Annotated in this window: 13 protein-coding genes and 1 pseudogene; 8 read left to right on the top strand and 6 right to left on the bottom strand. The window is 70.8% G+C overall.

The features are described from left to right. Positions 1 to 31: 31 nt before the first annotated feature. Positions 32 to 1,105, bottom strand: coding sequence for a glycosyltransferase (locus tag U7230_RS11130; RefSeq protein ID WP_324715911.1), 1,074 nt, complete (start codon positions 1,103 to 1,105; stop codon positions 32 to 34). Next, positions 1,102 to 1,893 carry a glycosyltransferase family 2 protein gene (locus U7230_RS11125; RefSeq protein WP_324715910.1) on the bottom strand — a complete coding sequence of 264 codons (792 nt, stop codon included), beginning with the start codon at positions 1,891 to 1,893 and terminating at the stop codon, positions 1,102 to 1,104. Before U7230_RS11125 ends, U7230_RS11130 begins: the two co-directional genes overlap by 4 nt. A gap of 67 nt (positions 1,894 to 1,960) precedes the next feature. Between U7230_RS11125 and U7230_RS11120 the strand changes: the two genes are divergently transcribed. Further along, a complete protein-coding gene (locus tag U7230_RS11120) occupies positions 1,961 to 2,938 on the top strand; it encodes a CgeB family protein (protein ID WP_324715909.1) in 978 nt (325 codons plus the stop codon). A 13-nt stretch (positions 2,939 to 2,951) separates the two neighbouring features. On the opposite strand, the gene U7230_RS11115 is transcribed toward U7230_RS11120, so the two are convergent. Both U7230_RS11115 and U7230_RS11110 read right to left on the bottom strand, forming a co-directional pair. Further along, on the bottom strand, positions 2,952 to 5,354 hold the full coding sequence (locus U7230_RS11115) for a heavy metal translocating P-type ATPase (RefSeq protein ID WP_324715908.1): 2,403 nt from the start codon (positions 5,352 to 5,354) through the stop codon (positions 2,952 to 2,954). Positions 5,355 to 5,367: 13 nt separating this feature from the next. Next, the gene (locus U7230_RS11110; protein ID WP_324715907.1) at positions 5,368 to 5,751 is read right to left on the bottom strand and encodes an ArsR/SmtB family transcription factor; all 384 of its coding nucleotides are present in this window, start codon (positions 5,749 to 5,751) and stop codon (positions 5,368 to 5,370) included. 211 nt (positions 5,752 to 5,962) lie between these two features. Here U7230_RS11110 and U7230_RS11105 point away from each other — a divergent pair, with 211 nt between their 5' ends. Next, the gene (locus U7230_RS11105; protein ID WP_324715906.1) at positions 5,963 to 6,880 is read left to right on the top strand and encodes a heme o synthase; all 918 of its coding nucleotides are present in this window, start codon (positions 5,963 to 5,965) and stop codon (positions 6,878 to 6,880) included. 20 nt (positions 6,881 to 6,900) lie between these two features. Next, positions 6,901 to 7,293 (top strand): RidA family protein, encoded by a 393-nt coding sequence (locus U7230_RS11100; protein WP_324715905.1) that lies wholly within the window; start codon positions 6,901 to 6,903, stop codon positions 7,291 to 7,293. 29 nt (positions 7,294 to 7,322) lie between these two features. Here the strand turns inward: U7230_RS11100 and U7230_RS11095 are convergent. Then, a pseudogene (locus U7230_RS11095) lies at positions 7,323 to 8,558 on the bottom strand (MFS transporter); the annotation flags it as partial. A gap of 143 nt (positions 8,559 to 8,701) precedes the next feature. Between U7230_RS11095 and U7230_RS11090 the strand changes: the two are divergent. The 4 genes from U7230_RS11090 (at position 8,702) to U7230_RS11075 (ending at position 12,996) form a co-directional block, all read left to right on the top strand. Then, positions 8,702 to 9,154: a cell wall hydrolase gene (locus U7230_RS11090; protein ID WP_324715904.1), complete on the top strand. Its 453-nt coding sequence runs from the start codon at positions 8,702 to 8,704 to the stop codon at positions 9,152 to 9,154. A gap of 68 nt (positions 9,155 to 9,222) precedes the next feature. Continuing rightward, complete coding sequence (locus U7230_RS11085; protein ID WP_324715903.1) at positions 9,223 to 10,260, top strand: hypothetical protein; 1,038 nt, start codon at positions 9,223 to 9,225, stop codon at positions 10,258 to 10,260. A 188-nt stretch (positions 10,261 to 10,448) separates the two neighbouring features. Continuing rightward, positions 10,449 to 11,747, top strand: coding sequence for an adenylosuccinate synthase (locus tag U7230_RS11080; protein WP_324715902.1), 1,299 nt, complete (start codon positions 10,449 to 10,451; stop codon positions 11,745 to 11,747). Positions 11,748 to 11,799: 52 nt separating this feature from the next. Beyond that, a complete protein-coding gene (locus U7230_RS11075) occupies positions 11,800 to 12,996 on the top strand; it encodes a M20 family metallopeptidase (RefSeq protein WP_324715901.1) in 1,197 nt (398 codons plus the stop codon). Here U7230_RS11075 and U7230_RS11070 read toward each other — a convergent pair. Then, positions 12,957 to 15,011, bottom strand: coding sequence for an MFS transporter (locus U7230_RS11070; protein WP_324715900.1), 2,055 nt, complete (start codon positions 15,009 to 15,011; stop codon positions 12,957 to 12,959). The two genes, U7230_RS11075 and U7230_RS11070, sit on opposite strands and share 40 nt — an antisense overlap. A 181-nt stretch (positions 15,012 to 15,192) precedes the next feature. On the opposite strand from U7230_RS11070, the gene U7230_RS11065 reads away from it, so the two are divergent. Beyond that, on the top strand, positions 15,193 to 16,389 hold the full coding sequence (locus tag U7230_RS11065) for a DUF309 domain-containing protein (protein WP_324715899.1): 1,197 nt from the start codon (positions 15,193 to 15,195) through the stop codon (positions 16,387 to 16,389). Positions 16,390 to 16,403 lie beyond the last annotated feature (14 nt).

Raw genomic sequence — 16,403 nt, 5'->3', positions numbered from 1 at the left:
CTGCTCTGCTTGCCATCCTATGAAGCCGCGCCTACATGCGCTTCACGTACGGCTGCGGGCGCACCCGCCATACCGCGGAGGCCGACTCGCGGGCCTGCTTGACGGCGATCGCTTTGTGCAGCAGCGAGACGATCTGGTCCACCCGGTCGTCCCACGTGTTGGCCCGGGCTACGGCGGCGCGCTGCTCACGGCGTGCCGCGGAGGTGTCTGCCAGCGCAGCGGGGAGCAGAGCGGCCCATTCCGGCGGTTGGCCCGCCAGGTGGACGACGCCCGCGTACGGCTCCAGCTCGGGGAGGCAGGAGGCGAGGACGGGCAGGCCGGCAGCCAGGTACTCGTACAGCTTCACCGGGTTGGCGGCCTTCGTGACCCGCTCGGGCCGGAAAGGGATGAGCCCTGCGTCACAGTGGGCCAGGTACGAAGGCAGGGCCTCGTACGGCTTGAGACCCAGCACGTGGACGTTGGGGCGCCGGGGGGGCTCGTAGCCCATGGAAGCGCCGATGAAGACGAAGGCGGTGCCGGGGTAGGTCGCCACCAGGGCCTCGATGGCGGCGGCGTCGAGCCAGGGGGCGAGCGCCCCCATGTAGAGCACCCGCGGGCGGGGGATGCCGGCGAGATCGGGCGGCTCCGGAAGCGGCGGAGAGACGGCGGCTCGGTGGAAGTGCTCGAAGTCGCACGCATTGGGAACCAGGTAGACGTGCGGGCGGCGCGCCGCCCAGCGCTGGAACAACAGGCGAGAGGTCGCGAGCACCAGGTCCGCCCGCGCGGCGGCTTCCCGGTCGTCCCTCTCCCAGCTCTCGAAGTCGTCGAGGTTGTCGAAGACGTTGAGCAGCGCGTTCCACCGGCCGAACAGAGGCCAGTGCCGGCCCCAGCTGGCCCAGACGACCGCACCCGGGACGGGCTGGCGCTTGAGTGCTTCGAAGTCGTGGCAGATCCACAAATTGGGCGAAATGGGCTCGAGAGGCCGTCCGGGGCGCTGGGTGAGGTTGCAGTAGACGACGCCGATGCCCCGCCGGGCGAGGCGCAAGGATATCTGCTGGGGGCGCTGGGTCATCCACCCCCAGTCCAGCGTCGGGGGATAGACGACCGTGAGCCTGAGCTGCGTCACCGGGCCGGCAAACCTCCCCACTTGCGCCAGAAGCGCCGGGCGCTCTCCTGGTACACCCGGTCGCGCGCCGGGTGGTCGCGCCCGGTGGCGGAGACGAGGTGGACCAACCGGCTGCCGGGGCACCAGACGACCCGGTAGCCGGCCCGCCGGGCCCGCAGGCTGAAGTCGGCGTCCTCGAAGTAGAGGAAAAATCCCTCGTCCATGAGCCCGACGTGCGCCAGGCAGGCGCGCCGGATCATGTAGGCGGCCCCGCTCACGGTCAGGCACGCCACCGGGCGGCGAGGAAGGGGCCAGACACTCTCGTGCTGCCACAGCCCGGGCTGGTGAGGGTCCAGGTCGGTGCCCGTGACGGGTACGCCGACCAGGTAGCCGTCCGGCGTCACCAGGAGGGGGCCGGCCACGGCCACCGACGGGTCTTCCTCCATGCAGCGCACCAGGGGCGGCAGCCACCCCGGCGTCGCCCGCACGTCGTTGTTGAGCAGGACCACGTACCTCCCGTTGCCCGCTGCGATGCCCTGGTTGCAGGCGCGGGCGTAGCCTGCGTTGGCCGCGTTGCGAATGACCAGGGCTCCCTGCCGCTCGAGCCGGTCGAGATGGGAGGCCATGGGGCCAGGGCCTGTGTTGTCCACCACGATGAGCCGGTACCGGTAGCCGGCCGTGTGACGGGTGAAGCTGGCCACGCACGCTTCGAGCAGGTCGTGGCGCCCGTAGCTGACGATCACCAGGTCCACGTCGACGGGTGCCCTCGGGCCATCCCCGGCCGTTCGAGCTGACGATGTGTGCCGCAAGGCAGGTCCTCCGGTGTTCCGGTATATGCCGGGCGGCATACCCTGGCCCCGAGGCAGCGGTTCGGGCATGCGGGTGCTGTTCACCAACTGCGCGCCGGTCATCAAGTACGGGCTCGCCCGGGGCTTCGAAGACCTCGGCCACGAGGTCTTCGTGCACGAGGGAGAGTACCGGCTCTTCGGCATGCCGCCCGACGTGCAGTGCCGGCGGCTGCTCGACATCGTCCGGGGGTGGCGGCCGGACCTGGCCATCACCGAGGGGTTCCCGGGGGTCGATCTGGGACTCGTGTGCGACGTGCTGCGCCGCGAGAAGGTGTTCCACGTCTACTGGGCCATCGAGGACCCGCCCCTGTGGGACCTCTCCCGGCGGGTGGCCGAGCGGTGCGACTTCACGTTTACGACGGCCGCCGAGGCGGTGCCCCGCTACCGGGCCTTGGGCCTGCGAGCGGAGGTGCTGCCTTTCGCGTGCTGGCCCGGCTTGCACCGCAAGGTCGAGCCCGACCCGGCCAGGGTGTGCGATGCCGTGCTGGTGGCCAACTGGTACGGGCAGTTTCCCACGCGGCGCGAGGGAGTGCGGACGATCTTGCTCCCGCTGCTGGAGGCGGGCCTGGACGTCCACGTCTACGGGCAGGGCTGGGACGCTCCGGGTAGCCCCGTCGATCACCGGCGCTTCGACCGGGCGCTCAAGGGGTTGCTCCCGTACGAGGAGCTACCCGTCGTCTTCTCATCGGCCCGCATCGTGCTCGGGATCCACAGCGACGCCAGCTCGTCGACGCAGACGGCGATGCGTACCTTCGAGGCGCTGGGGTGCGGGGCGTTCTACCTGACCCACGAGACGCCGGCGCACCTTCACCTCTTCCGGCCGGGCGAGCACCTCGTGGTATCGGACTCCCCGGTTCAGACGCTGGAGCTTGCCCGCTACTACCTGGACCACCCCGAGGAGCGAGCGCGCGTCGCCCGGGCAGGCCAGCTCGAGGCGTGCAGCAAGCACTCGTACCGCCACCGTGCCCGGCACATCCTCGACACCATCGCGCCGTGGATGCGCTGAGGGCGCCCCGGTGTCACGTGCGCGTGGGGCGCCAGCGCAGCAGGCGCAGGCCGTTGAGGGCGACCGCCAGCGTGCTGGTCTCGTGGAGGGCCACGGTGGCCCCGATGCCGACGGCGCCGGTGACCGCGGCGAAGGCCAGCGCGCCGATGACCCCCAGGGCTATCGCGAGGTTTTGGACGATGACGCGCCGTGTGGCGCGCCCGAGGTCCATGGCGTCGGAGAGCATGCGCAGATCGCTGCCCATCAAGGCTACCGGCGCAGCTTCGAGGGCGACGTCCGAGCCGGCGGCGCCCATGGCGACGCCGACGGTGGCTGCGGCCAGGGCGGGCCCGTCGTTGACCCCGTCGCCGACCATGGCGACGGCCCCGAACCGGCCGACCAGAGCGCGCACGGCCTGCAGTTTCTCCTCGGGTAGCAGAGGCGCCAGTGCCTCGTCCGCGCCGACCTGCTCCGCCACGTGTCGGGCCAGTTCGGCGCGGTCTCCGCTGATGAGCGAGACGTGGCGGACCCCCCGCAGCCGCATCGCGCGCACAGCTTCGGCCGCCTCCTCGCGCACGGGATCGGTGAGGCGTACCACTCCGACGACTTTCCCGTCGCAGGCCACGTGGACCGCGCTCGACCCGGCCGGCGCGGGCCAGGGGGCTGCGCCCGGGAGGCCGGCCTCCCCCAGGACGAAAGCGGCGCTCCCGGCCCGGATCCGTCGCCCCTCGACCGTGGCCTCGATACCCTGGCCCGGCACCTGGTGAACGTCCGTTGCCTGGGGCCACTGCAGGTGACGGGTGCGGGCCGCCTCCACGATGGCCCGGGCCAGGGGGTGCGTCGAAGGGGCTTCGGCGGCGGCTGCCATCGCCAACAAGGTCTCGGCGCTCACTCCTGGCACAGGCTCGACGGCCTCGACGGCCGGACGCCCGAGGGTCAGGGTGCCCGTCTTGTCGAACGCGACCGCTTTGACCGCGCCCAGCGCTTCCAGGTACGCCGGACCTTTGACCAACAGGCCCTGGCGGGCAGCCCGGGCCAGGGCGGCGACTCCGGCGATGGGGACGCCGACGGCCAGGGCGCAAGGAGAGGCGGCCACCAGTAAAGCCATCGCCCGGTACACCGCCTCGCGCCAGGGCAGCCAGCCGGCCATGGGGGGCACGGCTGCGACCAGCACGTCGGCCACCAGCACGGCCGGCACCAGGATGCGCGCCATGCGCCCGGAAAGGCGCTCTTGGGGGGAACTCTCCCGGCGCGCCTGGTCCACCAGGCGGGCCATGCGGGCCAGCGTGGACTCCGACGAGAGCCGGGTCACCTCGACCTCGAGCATCCCGTCGGTGTTGATCGTCCCCGCGTAGACCGCATCCCCCGGTGCCTTGGGCACCGGAACGCTCTCCCCGGTAATCGTGGCCTGGTCGACGGCTCCCTTGCCGGCCACGACGGTGCCGTCCACGGGGATACGCTCCCCCGGGCGGATCTGGACGCGATCGCCCCGGGCCAGAGCATGCACGGCCACCTCCGCGGTCGTCCCGTCCCGAACGAGGCGGGCCGTACGAGGGGCGAGGCGCGAAAGGCTCTGGATGGCGGAGCGAGCTCGCCCGGTGGCCTCGTGCTCCAGGGCGTGCCCGATCGCGAACAGCACCAGCAGCACCGTGCCCTCCGCGAGCTGGCCGATGGCTGCGGCGCCGGCGGCCGCGAGCAGCATCAACAGGTCCACATCCACGTGACCTCGAGCCAGGGACCGTAGTGCGTGGCGAGCCGTCTCCCACCCCGCCAGGACGTAGGCGAAGGCGAACAAGAGCCCCGAGGCGAACGCGAGGTGGGGCGAGTGAACGACCGGCGCCGGTGGGGGAGAGGCGGAGAGCCGGGCGACCGTCCAGGCAACGAGACCCACCACGCCGGCGGCCAGCGCCCTCACCAGGGAGTGGTGCCGGCGGACCCATTGCCGGACGGAGCGGATGCCTTCGACCTCGTAGCCCAGCGCCTCCACCCTTCGGACGATATCCGGACGGCGCAACCGGCCCGCCTCGTACTCGATGGCCATCGTAGACTCGTCGAAGCTGACGGCCACCGCGTGGACGCCGCTGACGCGCGACATCACGTGCTCGACGGCCCTGGCGCATTCCTGGCAGTCCAGACCGTTGAGCTTGACGCGGTCATGGCGGTACTGGCTCAGGATGCGGCGAGCGTGCGCACGGATCTCCGACCCGACCGTGAGGGCGCCGGCGGCTTCGCCGTCGATCTCCAGGCGGATCTCTGCGGCCGGCCCGCTGCCGGTCCGCCGGGCCGAGCGCACACCGGGGATGCGCCGGGCGGCCTCGAGCAACCGATCGACGCAAGCGTCTTGGTCGGGGACGCCGGGCAGCACGTCGGACAGGGGAAACGTCAAGAGCGACGGTTGCACGGCGGCGGCACATCCTTCCTGCTCTTGCGTGGCCATGGCTACCCGGTCCTCACGTGGCCGACCCGGAGTGGCTGGCATGGGACAGTGCTTGCATGAAGAGGTCGAGCACGTGCCGGTCGTCGAGCCGGTAAAAGACGTGGCGCCCTTCCCGCCGGTAACTCACCAGGCCCATGAACCTCAAGACCCGCAGGTGGTGGGAGACGGCCGGCTGCGACATCCCCAGCGTCTCGACGAGGCGGTGCACGCACACCTCGCCCCCCACCAGGCAAGCCATGACCCGCAGGCGGGCAGGGTCGGCGAGCACCTTGAACAGGTCGGCCATCCGCCGCGCCGTGGCGGCCTCCAGGGCGACGCCCGGAGTGGAGGCCGGCCCCCCGGCAAAGCGATGAGCGTCCTCGCCCTCGCGGACGCTCCGGGCAGCAGTGGCCAGCATGCGTCTCCATACCTCCACATATAAGTATGCGCTTATCTATGGTAGCCTGTGTTACCTGAGACGTCAAGGGAAAGGCACAACGGGACGGTGAGACAGGGCACGGGCACCTGTGGTAGACTGGCTGTGGTAACCGTAGGCACTATCAGCGTAGCTTCCCGGGCGGTTTCATTCACTGGGGCGAGGGGTGTGGGGCGATGGGGGGAACCCTGCGGTGAGGGCTCCGGCGCTCAGTGCCGGGGCTGCTTCCGGTCCGTGGGAACGGGTCCGGCAGGCCGTCTCGGATTACTACGAGCTGACCAAACCCGGGATCGTGGCGCTCATCCTCATCACGACCCTTTCCGGCTTCCTCGTGGCGCCGGGGCCGTACGGGCCGCCGGCGCTGTTGCTGGCGACCCTCGCCGGGGTGGGCCTCGTCTCCGGCGGGGGCGGAGTGCTCAACTGCTACATCGACCGTGACATCGACGCCCGGATGCGTCGCACGGCGCGCAGGGCCATCCCGGCCGGTCGGATCCGGCCGGGTGCGGCGCTCCTGTACGGGCTGGGGCTGACCGGCGCGGGCCTCGCCATCTTGCTGGCCTGGGTAGGCAAGTTGCCGGCCGCGCTCACCTTCGTAGGGTTTTCGATTTACGTGGGCGTATACAGCCTCTGGCTCAAGCGGCGGACTCCCCAAAACATCGTGCTGGGCGGAGCGGCCGGAGCCATGGGGCCCGTGATCGGTTGGGCCGCCGCCGGGCAAGGGCTGGGCGTGGCGCCGTGGTTGTTGTTCGCCATCATCTTCCTGTGGACGCCACCCCATTTCTGGTCGCTGGCCTTGCTGGCCGAGGAGGACTACCGGCGGGCCGGGGTGCCGATGCTCCCCAACGTGCGGGGAGCCGCCGCCACCCGCCGGTGGGTGGTCGCTTATACGGTGGCGCTCGCCGCCGTGGCGATGCTGCCGCCGCTGGCCGGCGTGGGCGGCCCGCTGTACCTGGCCGTGGCCGGCGCGGCAGGCGTCATCTACGTTGCCATGGCCGTGCAGGCCTGGCGCCAGGCGATCCGGGAGGCGGACCGGGCGCTTTTCCACTATTCGCTCTTTTACTTGAGCGTCGTCTACACGACTCTGGTGATCTCCGCGAGATGGCTGGCGTGAAGGAGGCTCCTGGCGTACCCATGAAGCGACCGGTCAGCTCGGACCAGGCCCCCGCGGCGGTAGGGCCGTACTCCCAGGCGATCCGCACCGGAGGGCTGATCTTCGTCTCCGGCCAGATCCCTCTCGACCCCGCAACCGGCGAGCTGGTGCAGGGGCCCGTCGAGGCGCAGGTGCGGCGGGCGCTGGCCAACGTGGAGGCGGTCCTTCGGGCCTGCGGTGCCACTTTGGCCCACGTGGTGAAGGCCACCATTTACCTTCGCTCGATGGCCGACTTCCCCGAGGTCAACCGGGTTTGGGCGCAGATCTTCCCCGACCCCCCGCCTGCTCGGTCCACGGTGGCGGTCGCGGAGCTCCCCAAGGGCGCGCTCGTCGAGGTCGACGTCATCGCCGTGGATCCCTCGCCCTCGGCCTGAGCGCCGGGAGCGTGCCGGGCCGCCCGCGCGGGCGCGCCCCGCCGCTCGGCGTCTCGGAAGAAGAGCCAGAACATCACGGTCGCGGCCGCATACGAGACCGTGGTGAGGCTGAAGGCCGGCTCGAAGCCACCCCGCACCTGCAAAAACCCGCTGACCAGCGGCCCCAGCCCGCCGCGCCCGAGGCTGCCCAGCATGGCCTCGAGGCTGGAGAGGGTCGCCCGCCGGTGGGGCGCCACCATCTCGAGGGCGAAGGCCATCACGACCGGCGCTCCCATGTTCATCAGGGCAGAGCGAGCGTAATAGGCCACGGTAGCCCACCGCAAGTCGTACGAGAACGTCAACACGACCAGGAACGGGATGGAGAGCCCCTGGGTCAGCACCACCGTACGCACCTTGCCCAGCCGCCGGGCCATCAGCGGCGTCAGCAGGGATGCCGCCGCGTTGAAGATCGAGGTGAAGGCGAAGATGGCCCCGATCGCTCCCGGATCGAGCCCGAAGCGCAGGCGGAAGAAGATCTGGAAGAACGTGACCATGATCCCCGCTCCGAAGCCGATGAGAGCGCTGGGCCCGAGGATCCGGGCGAAGAGGCCGAGCTCGGCGCCTCGCGGCAGCACGGCCCGCCACGACCGCCCAAGACCGTGCGGCCGGGCGGCCGGGCGATCCGGAGGGAGCCGCAGGAGGGGCACCAGCGCCGCCACCCCGAGCCCGGCGGCCGCCAGCATGCCGGCGCGCAGCGGGCCCGGGTTCATGGCGTCCACGCCAAGCTGCGCCGCGGCCCACTCGGGGACCCAGCCGGCCAGGAGGCTCCCCACGAAGCCCGCCACCGTGGTGAGGGCGAAGTTGACGGCGAGCAGCTCCATGCGTTCCCGTTCGGTGCTCTGCTGGGCGAGATACGGGTTGCCGAGCACCCACGTCAACGTGCCGCCGATGCCGGACAGAGTCGAGGAGAGGAGCAACGTCAGGGCGTCGGTGGCGAGCGCCATCCCGAAGCCGGAGACGACCAACAGGGAGGCGCCCATCAGGAGCAACGCCCGGTACCCGTGCCGGTCAGCCATCGCCCCGGCGGGCAGGCCCAGGACGAGGGTGACGGCGGCCGGCAGTGCGGCCATGAGCCCCATGAAGTCCTGCCGGTATCCCAAACTGTAGAGGTACAAGTTGAGCAACAGCGCGTAAATGCTGTAGGCCACGCTGCCGATGGCCGAATGCCACAAAAACAGGCGAGCGCCCGGCGACGCGGCGCGCAGCGCCCCCGCATAGGCCCGCACGCCCCCGACCAGTGAGCCCACGACCGCCCCGCGGCGCGACAATGGCCCGGCTCCCGTTCACGCCTGAGAGTAGTGCTCCACTCCCTTCGTGGTGGCCTTCCGTAACCCCTCTGTACAGGCCCGCATAGCGTGGGGCGGGTGGGATGGCGGACGTGCTGCAGCTCATCACGCCCCGTACCTTCACCGACTGGATGTACATGGCCAAGACCGTCTTCGGAGAGGCACGGGGCGAAAACGAGGAGACCCAGCGGACCGTCGCCTGGGTGATCAGAAACCGCGTCGACGATCCGAAGCAGCGGTTCGGAGACTCGATTCCCGAGGTCTGTACCCGGCCCCGCCAGTTCTCGGCGTGGAACCCGGGAGATCCCAACCGTGAGCGCCTGCTCGACCCCATGGGGCACGTCACGGAGCAACAGGCTTGGTACCAGTGCGTTCAGGTAGCCTGGGGCGTGCTCGAGGCTCCCTCGTGGGCCAACCCCATCCCCGGGGTCTACTGGTACCATGACAGGAGCATCGCACCGCCGCCCTGGACGCGCAATCTCCAGGAAGTCCCGGTCCCGGGCGTCGACCGCTTCCGGTTTTACCGGGAGGCGTGATAGGATAGCGGTGCTACCCCTCCAGGCCGGCTTCCCGGGTGAGGACTTCCCGATGGGAGGCCGCCGCATTGTCGAGTCATGCCACGTCCGGCAGCTATCCGCCGGAGCTCATCGTGCTCGCGCTCGCTGCAGAGGTGGGGCAGGAGGCCGGGCGCCTGCTACGGGCGTCCGGCTACCCGTTGCCCCCGTCAACGGGGCACCCTGCGTCGCGCCTGGGAGAGCTCTCCCGGTTGCTCCAAGACGAACTGGCCACCGGGGAGGCCTGGCGTGCCTCTCGTGCGCCACTGCCGGCCCCGGATCTTCCGTCCTCGTCCCAGGCTCCTGGTGACCTGCAGGCCATCGCGGAGCAGCTCACCGAGTACTGGCGGTCGCAGCCCCCGGTACGGGTGCTCGCTCGCTACGGCGAGTCCCTGGACGTGACCGGCCCCGAGGGGCGCTGGCAGCTCCTGGCGCTCGCGGTGCTGCTCGCAGCTCCGGTGCCCTGGGCGCGGGTGGAGGAGACCTTCTGCGCGCTTCGCCGGAAGGGCCTCCTGGAGGTCGGCGACGTGGCGCGGGCCACGGTCTCGTGGCAGCAGGAGGTCGATCATGTCCTCGCCCGATCGTACCGGGGCCCGGTACGCCGCGACCACCAACGCCAGAGACTCACCGTTGCCGCATCCACGGTGTGCCTGGAATGGGGCGGCGACCCGGGGGTCGTCTGGGAAAAGGCAGGACAGCGCCCCGAGGCGACCGTCCGGCTCCTGCGCCAGTCCCTCGACGGCATCGACCGCATGGCCTCCTGGATCGTCCGGGAGATGGGCCGGCTCGGGGTGTGGGCCGATGCCCACCGGCACGTGGCGGCCTTCTATCCGGATCCGTATCTGCGCCGGGCGGTCCACAACCTGGGGCTGGGCGACGGTCGAGCCAGGCCGCCCGTCCTCAAAGCGCTGGTGATCCGGCACTTCGGAGGGGACAGCACGATCCTCTCCTCGCAGGGGCGCGCCCTGTGCGGGGCAGGAAGTATCGGGACCTGCTTGAGCCGATGCCCGGTGGCCCGGTATTGTAGGGCATGGACGGGGTGGAGAGACACCGGGCAAGAGGCCGAAGGGAGAGCAACAGGTTCTTGATGAACCTGCGCAGGGCGTCGCCGGCTGTGGCCGGCGAGGCGACTGCGCTGGCCTCGAACTGGCGAGGCGAGTCACGTCCGTTCGGCATTGACCGGTGTCTCTCGCCCACTAGGATGACCCGCACCCGGGAAAATAAACGCGCGCGGCGTGGCCCGGACAGGCTACTGGCTGGAAGAGCGGGATGCAACGTGGCAGTACTGGCGGTTACCGGATCGCAGTGGGGAGACGAAGGCAAGGGCAAGATCGCCGGGTACCTGGCTGCCCGGGCCGATGTGGTGGCGAGGTTCGGCGGCGGGGCCAACGCAGGCCACACCGTGGTGCTCGAGGGGCGAGAGTTCCGCTTGCACCAGGTGCCCTCGGGCGTGCTGTTCCCCGGATGCTTGCCGCTGGTGGGCAACGGCGCGGTGGTGGACCCACCGCGCCTGCTCGAGGAGCTGGACGCGCTGCGGGCCCAGGGCGTGGACGTCGACCGGCTGCGCCTCAGCGAACGAGCCCACGTGGTGATGCCCTACCATCACCTGCTCGATCGGCTGGAGGAGCAGGTGCGGGGCCGCGCTTCCATCGGCACGACCGGCCTGGGCATCGGCCCGGCGTACACCGACAAGGCGGCCAGGGAGGGGATCCGCCTCGCGGAGCTCGTCGATCCGGACGCCCTGGCGCGCCGGCTGGCCGAGGTGCTGCCGAGGAAAAACCGGCTGCTCCAGGCGCTTTACGACCACGAGCCTCTGCAGCTGGATGCGCTCGTCGAGCAGTACGCCGACTACGGCAGGCGGCTGCGCCCTTACGTCGGCGACGTGGCGGCCGTGCTGCGACAGAGTGTGGCCGATGACCGGCGGATCCTTCTGGAAGGGGCCCAGGGGACCCTCCTCGACCTGGACTTCGGCACCTATCCGTTCGTCACGTCTTCGGCCACCACGGCGGCCGGGGCGGCGTGGGGGCTCGGCATCCCGCCCTGGTGGGTGCGGGGCTCCATCGGGGTGATGAAGGCCTACGCGACCCGGGTGGGTCACGGGCCTTTCCCGACGGAGCAGCCCAACGAGATCGGCCAGTACCTGCGCGAGCGGGGCCGGGAGTACGGCACCACCACGGGGCGGCCCAGGCGCTGCGGGTGGCTCGACCTCGTCATCGTGCGGTGGGCGGTGGAGGTCGGAGGGCTTACGGGGCTTGCCGTGACGCTCCTGGACGTCCTGACCGGGCTCGACGAGGTGCGGATCGGGGTGGCCTACCGCGTCGGCACGCAGCGGATCGAGCGCTTCCCGGCCCGTCTGGACGTGCTCGAGCGCTCGGAGGTCGAGTACGAGACGCTCCCCGGGTGGCGCGAGGAGGTCGGGCAGTGCCGTCGCTACGAGGAGCTGCCGGCCAACGCCCGGCGCTACCTGGAGAGGATCGAGACGCTCACCGGCGTGCCCGTCCACCTGGTCTCGGTGGGAAGGGAAAGCGCCCAGACCGTGGAGCGGGCCGATCCGTTCGTGGCGGCCGTGCGGTGAGCCTTCTCACAGAACGGGGAAGGGCTCGGCCCAAAGGGAGGAACCGCGCAGCATGGGAGACGTCCCCGTGGAGGCCCTGAAAGCCCATCTCGATCGGGATGCACTGCTCGACGCGGCCCGCGCGCTCATCCGGATCGACACCACCAACCCTCCGGGCAACGAGGCGCCGGCCGCTCGCTGGGTGCGGGAGCGCATGCTCGAGCTGGGCTTTCGTGACGTGCAGCTCGTCGAGCCTCATCCGGGACGGGCGAGCGTCGTGGGCGAGTGGGGGACGCCCGGCTGGGGGGCGACCCGGAGCCTTCTTTGGAACGGCCACCTCGATGTCGTGCCGGCGGGTGACGCCTCGGCGTGGCGCTACCCGCCTTTCGCGGGAGTAGTGGACGGCGGCCGCCTGTGGGGCCGGGGTAGCGCCGACATGAAAGGGGCCGTGGCGGCCATCTTGGAGGCCGTCGCCATCCTGCGCCGGGCCGGCCTGCGCCCGGCGGGGCGCCTCGTCGTGCAGGCGGTCGCGGACGAAGAGATGCTGGGCCCCTTCGGGACCCAGTACCTCGTGGAGCGCTTCCCCGTGCGCGCGGATGCGGCCATCTGCGGCGAGCCCACCGGTCTGCGGCCGTTCGTGGCGGCCCGAGGCCTCTTGTGGGTGGAGATCACGACCACCGGCCGCAGCTGCCACGCCTCCACGCCGCACCTGGGGGTCAACGCCGTCGTGAAGATGGCGGCGGTCATCCAGAGCCTGCACGGCCTGCGATTCACGGCCCGTCACCCGCTGCTCGGCTCGCCGACGTTGAGCGTCGGCACGATCGCAGGCGGCAGCAAGACCAACGTGGTGCCCGACCGCTGCACCATCACCCTCGACCGGCGACTCGTCCCCGGCGAGTCACCGGAGAGCGCCCTGGCCGCCATCGAGCAGGAGCTGCGGGCGCTCGAGGCGTCGGATCCCGATTGCCAAGCCCGGGTGCGGGTGCTCCACCACGCGCAGCCATCCGAAGTAGGCCCGGACGAGCCCATCGTACAGGCAGTGGCCCGCGTCCGCGCCCTTCTCGGGCTGCAGCCGGCGCCGCCCGCAGGGATGCCGGGCACGACGGACGCCCGCTTCCTCGTCAACCAGGCAGGCATCCCCACGGTGATCCTCGGCCCCGGCCAGCTCGACCAGGCCCACACCGTCGACGAGTCGGTGGCCGTCGCCGAGCTCGAGCAGGCGGCCCTGCTCTACGCCGGCATCCTGTGCGACTGGCTCGGGTGCGCCTGATCGGGTTCGGGCCGGCCGGTCCGGGCCCGGGTGGCTTCCGGCGCGACCTCCTCGGCCGGGCGTTCGTCGGGCAGGCGGAAGCTCAGGAGCGTGAAGACGAACGCCTCCTCTGGATCGTCGGGAGCCTTGTCTTCCGCATCGTCCCCGCCTGCCCCGCCATGCCGGGAAAGCTCGACGAGCGACCGTTCCAGCTGCTCGGAGAGCCGCTCCCACTGCTTGCGAGACATGCACAGGACCTGGGCCGAAAACCGTAGCAGATAGCCGTGGTCGGCGAGCCACCGGGCCAGTGCCTGGCCCTTCAGCTCCGGCGGGATGGCGTGCATCATCTGCCGCAGCTGGTCGACTCCCGGCTGGACGAACCGGGCGATCATCCGTTCCATGCCCTCCGGGCCGCCCACCGCGTCGGGGGTCACCCGGACGTCGCGGGCGACCAGACGGTAGGCTCCTCCCGGGCCGCTCGCTGCGACCAGCCCGGCCCGGGCCAGCCCGGCCAGCTGGCGTTCCACGACCGGTTCAGGCGCCTGGAGCTGGCTGGCCAGCTCTCGCGGCGTGGCAGGGTGTTTCTCGAGTAGCGCCAGGACGCGCACGGGCCATGCCGAGGCCAACCATTGCCACTGCACGGCCTCCCTCACGACCATGGCCTCCCTCATCGGAACGCCCCTGAGGCTGGCAGCGACGGCCACGGCGGCCGCATCCTCGGCCTCCGTCACGTGACCCGCCGCCTGGCCCTCGGGCTGGGTGGCACGCAGTTGCGCTTCTTGCTGCCGCAGGGCGCGGAAGCCCGAGGCAGCCAGCGATAGCAGAGCCATCACCGCCGTCACGAGGCCGGCGCCGACGGTCGTGCGAAGGCTTCCCAGGGCGGCCGCGATGCCGCCTCCTGCCAGGATGCCTGCGATGTTGGCCGCATTAGTGCCGGCCTGCATGAGGGCTGCGATGCGGCCCAGCACCTGTGCAGGGGTCAGGGTCATGACGAGGGTGGAGGAGGCGACGCTGACCGCTGCGGTAGCGGCGCCGAGCATCAGTGCCCAGGGGTACGTTGCCCACGCGTAGCCGCCGGCCACCATCTGCCCCACCAGCCCTACCGAAGCGATCACGAGGCCGAGAAGGCCGGTGCCGGAGAGCAGCATCACCGTGCCGCCCAACAGTCGAATCGCCAGCGGGGCGAGCACGGAGCCCAGAACGGCACCGACCCCGTTGGATGCCTGGATCCCTCCGAAAGCGCCTGGTCCGAGGCGGAACTCCTGGAGCAAAACCGCGTTGAACGTGGTGTTGACCACACCGAAGATGAGCGAGAAGAAGACGAGGATCCCCAGAAGGAAAGTAAGCCGGGAGTTGTGGCCCAAGGTACGCAACCCCGTGCGCAACGCCTGGAAGTAGCCGGCGCCTGCCCCTGCAGTGGGGGCCAGTGCTGCAGGGGCCACCTGCACGGAGGCCAGCAAGAGCGCGGACACGGCGAACGTGGCCGCGTCGATGACGAAGGCGTAGACCGGCTGGGTCAGCCCGAGCAGCACGCCCCCGGCGGCCGGGCCCAGCACGCCGATGATCGCGGTGGTCGCCTGGCTCACGCTGATCGCCTCGGCGACGTGCTCTGCTCCGACCACCTTTGGGATGATGGCGGCCCGGGCAGGCCCGAAGAAGGACGTGCCCACCCCCTCCAGAAAGACCAGACCCAACAACAGGGGGAGATGCCCTGCCAGGGCGGCCGGGACCATCGCGGCCACCACGACCATCCGGGCGAGGTCGGCCAGGATCATGATGCGCCGCTGCGAACTACGGTCAGCGACCACCCCTGCGAAGGGCCCCACCAGGGCCGTGGGCAGGAGCATCGCGAAGATCACGAGGCTGATGAGCAGCGGATCTCGGGAGAGGGTCGCCACGTAGTAGATCAGGGCAATCTCGGTGAGCGCATCTCCGAACTGCGAGACGACCTGCGCGAGCCATACCCGCCGGTACACAGGCTGGCGCAGGACGGCCATGGTGGCGTTCGCACGCCGGGATTGCAGCATCGTGGTCATCCTCGACCCCCCGGGTGTGGAGCCAGATCGAGCCTCGCGAGCCTGGCGCCCGCGGGACACTGCCGAGCGCGCCGGTCGGTTCTGCAGGGAGCCGACCGGGCAGCGAAATATTCCCTACTGCTGGCCGCTTTCCTGTGGTGGGCGCCGGGATCGGTCGCAGGCTCTTGGAAGGAGAGGCCGGATGGTGTCGTCCGAGAGGGCCGGGAAGCTGCAATGGCCTGTGCTCGGGCCGCCCTTCGACGGGGCCCTCCAATCGGCAGTCCGCCTGATTCTCGAGCGGATGGGCGGCATCGAGCACCTGCTGGCGCTGTACGCGGCGGGCAGTGTGGTACGCGGAGAAGGGGGGCCGCTGAGCGATCTCGACCTCTTCGCCGTCCACGACCACCGCTGGCGCCAGCGCGTGCAGGTGCGCTTGAACGGCGTCCCCGTCGAGATCTTCTTCAACCCGCCGTCCCAGATTCGCCGCGACTTCGAAGAGGAGCGCAGGAGGCGGCGGGCTCCGACGGCCCACATGATCGCCACCGGATTTGCCATGGTAGAGGCAGATCAACGAGCCAGGGCCTTGCGGGAGCAGGCGAGGGCGATGCTAGATGCCGGCCCCCCGCCGCTCGGGCTCGAAGAGGCCGTCAGGATGCGATACGTGGCTGCGAGCCTCCTGGAGGACGCCATCGACTCGCAGAGTACGGACCCGATGTCGTCGCTGTTACTCGCGGCGCGAGCCGTCGATGGGGCGCTGCGCTACCGGTGCGCGGTCGCGGGACGCTGGGAGCCCCGGGACAAAGAGCTGGCGACGCGCACCTGCGAGATCGATCCGGCGTTGCTCCAACTCCTGAGAGCCTTCCACGGCGCACCGGACCTTGCTTCCCGTATCGAGGCGGCCAGGAGGGTCGTCCTGCGCTGCACGGGGGTCGATGGATCCTTCGACTGGGAGTCACCCCGGGAGTTCGTCGTCGACCCGGCGTGGCCGGTGGCCCTCGTGACGTTCGTCGACCTTTTCAACACCCGCCGCTACTGGCACGCCCACGAGGCGCTGGAGCCGGAGTGGCGCCGCACCCGTAGCGACTTCTACCGCGGCCTCATCCTTTATGCCAGCGCATTCGTCCACGCGCAGCGGGGCAACCCCTCCGGAGTCTTGCACCAACTCCGCAAGGCTCGAGAGCGCCTTGCTCGCTACGCCCCATCCTACCTGGGACTCGACGTGGCGGCCATCCTCGAAGAGGCGGCCCGCGTCGAGGCCCGTATCGCGGGCCAGGCCGGCCTGCCTCGAGGCAAGGAGCTGCGGGCCATGATGGAATGGCCGAGCCTGCATCTCGATGCCAACCGGTACGCCGGTACCGAGCCGGAGCTTGCCATGCCCGGGGATGAGCCGCGGTCATGAGGCTTGAACGGCGC

The sequence above is a fragment of the Limnochorda sp. L945t genome (assembly GCF_035593305.1).
In the GTDB taxonomy this organism is placed as follows: Bacteria; Bacillota; Limnochordia; order Limnochordales; family Geochordaceae; genus Carboxydichorda; species Carboxydichorda subterranea.
This window is presented reverse-complemented; position numbering and strand designations above follow the sequence as displayed.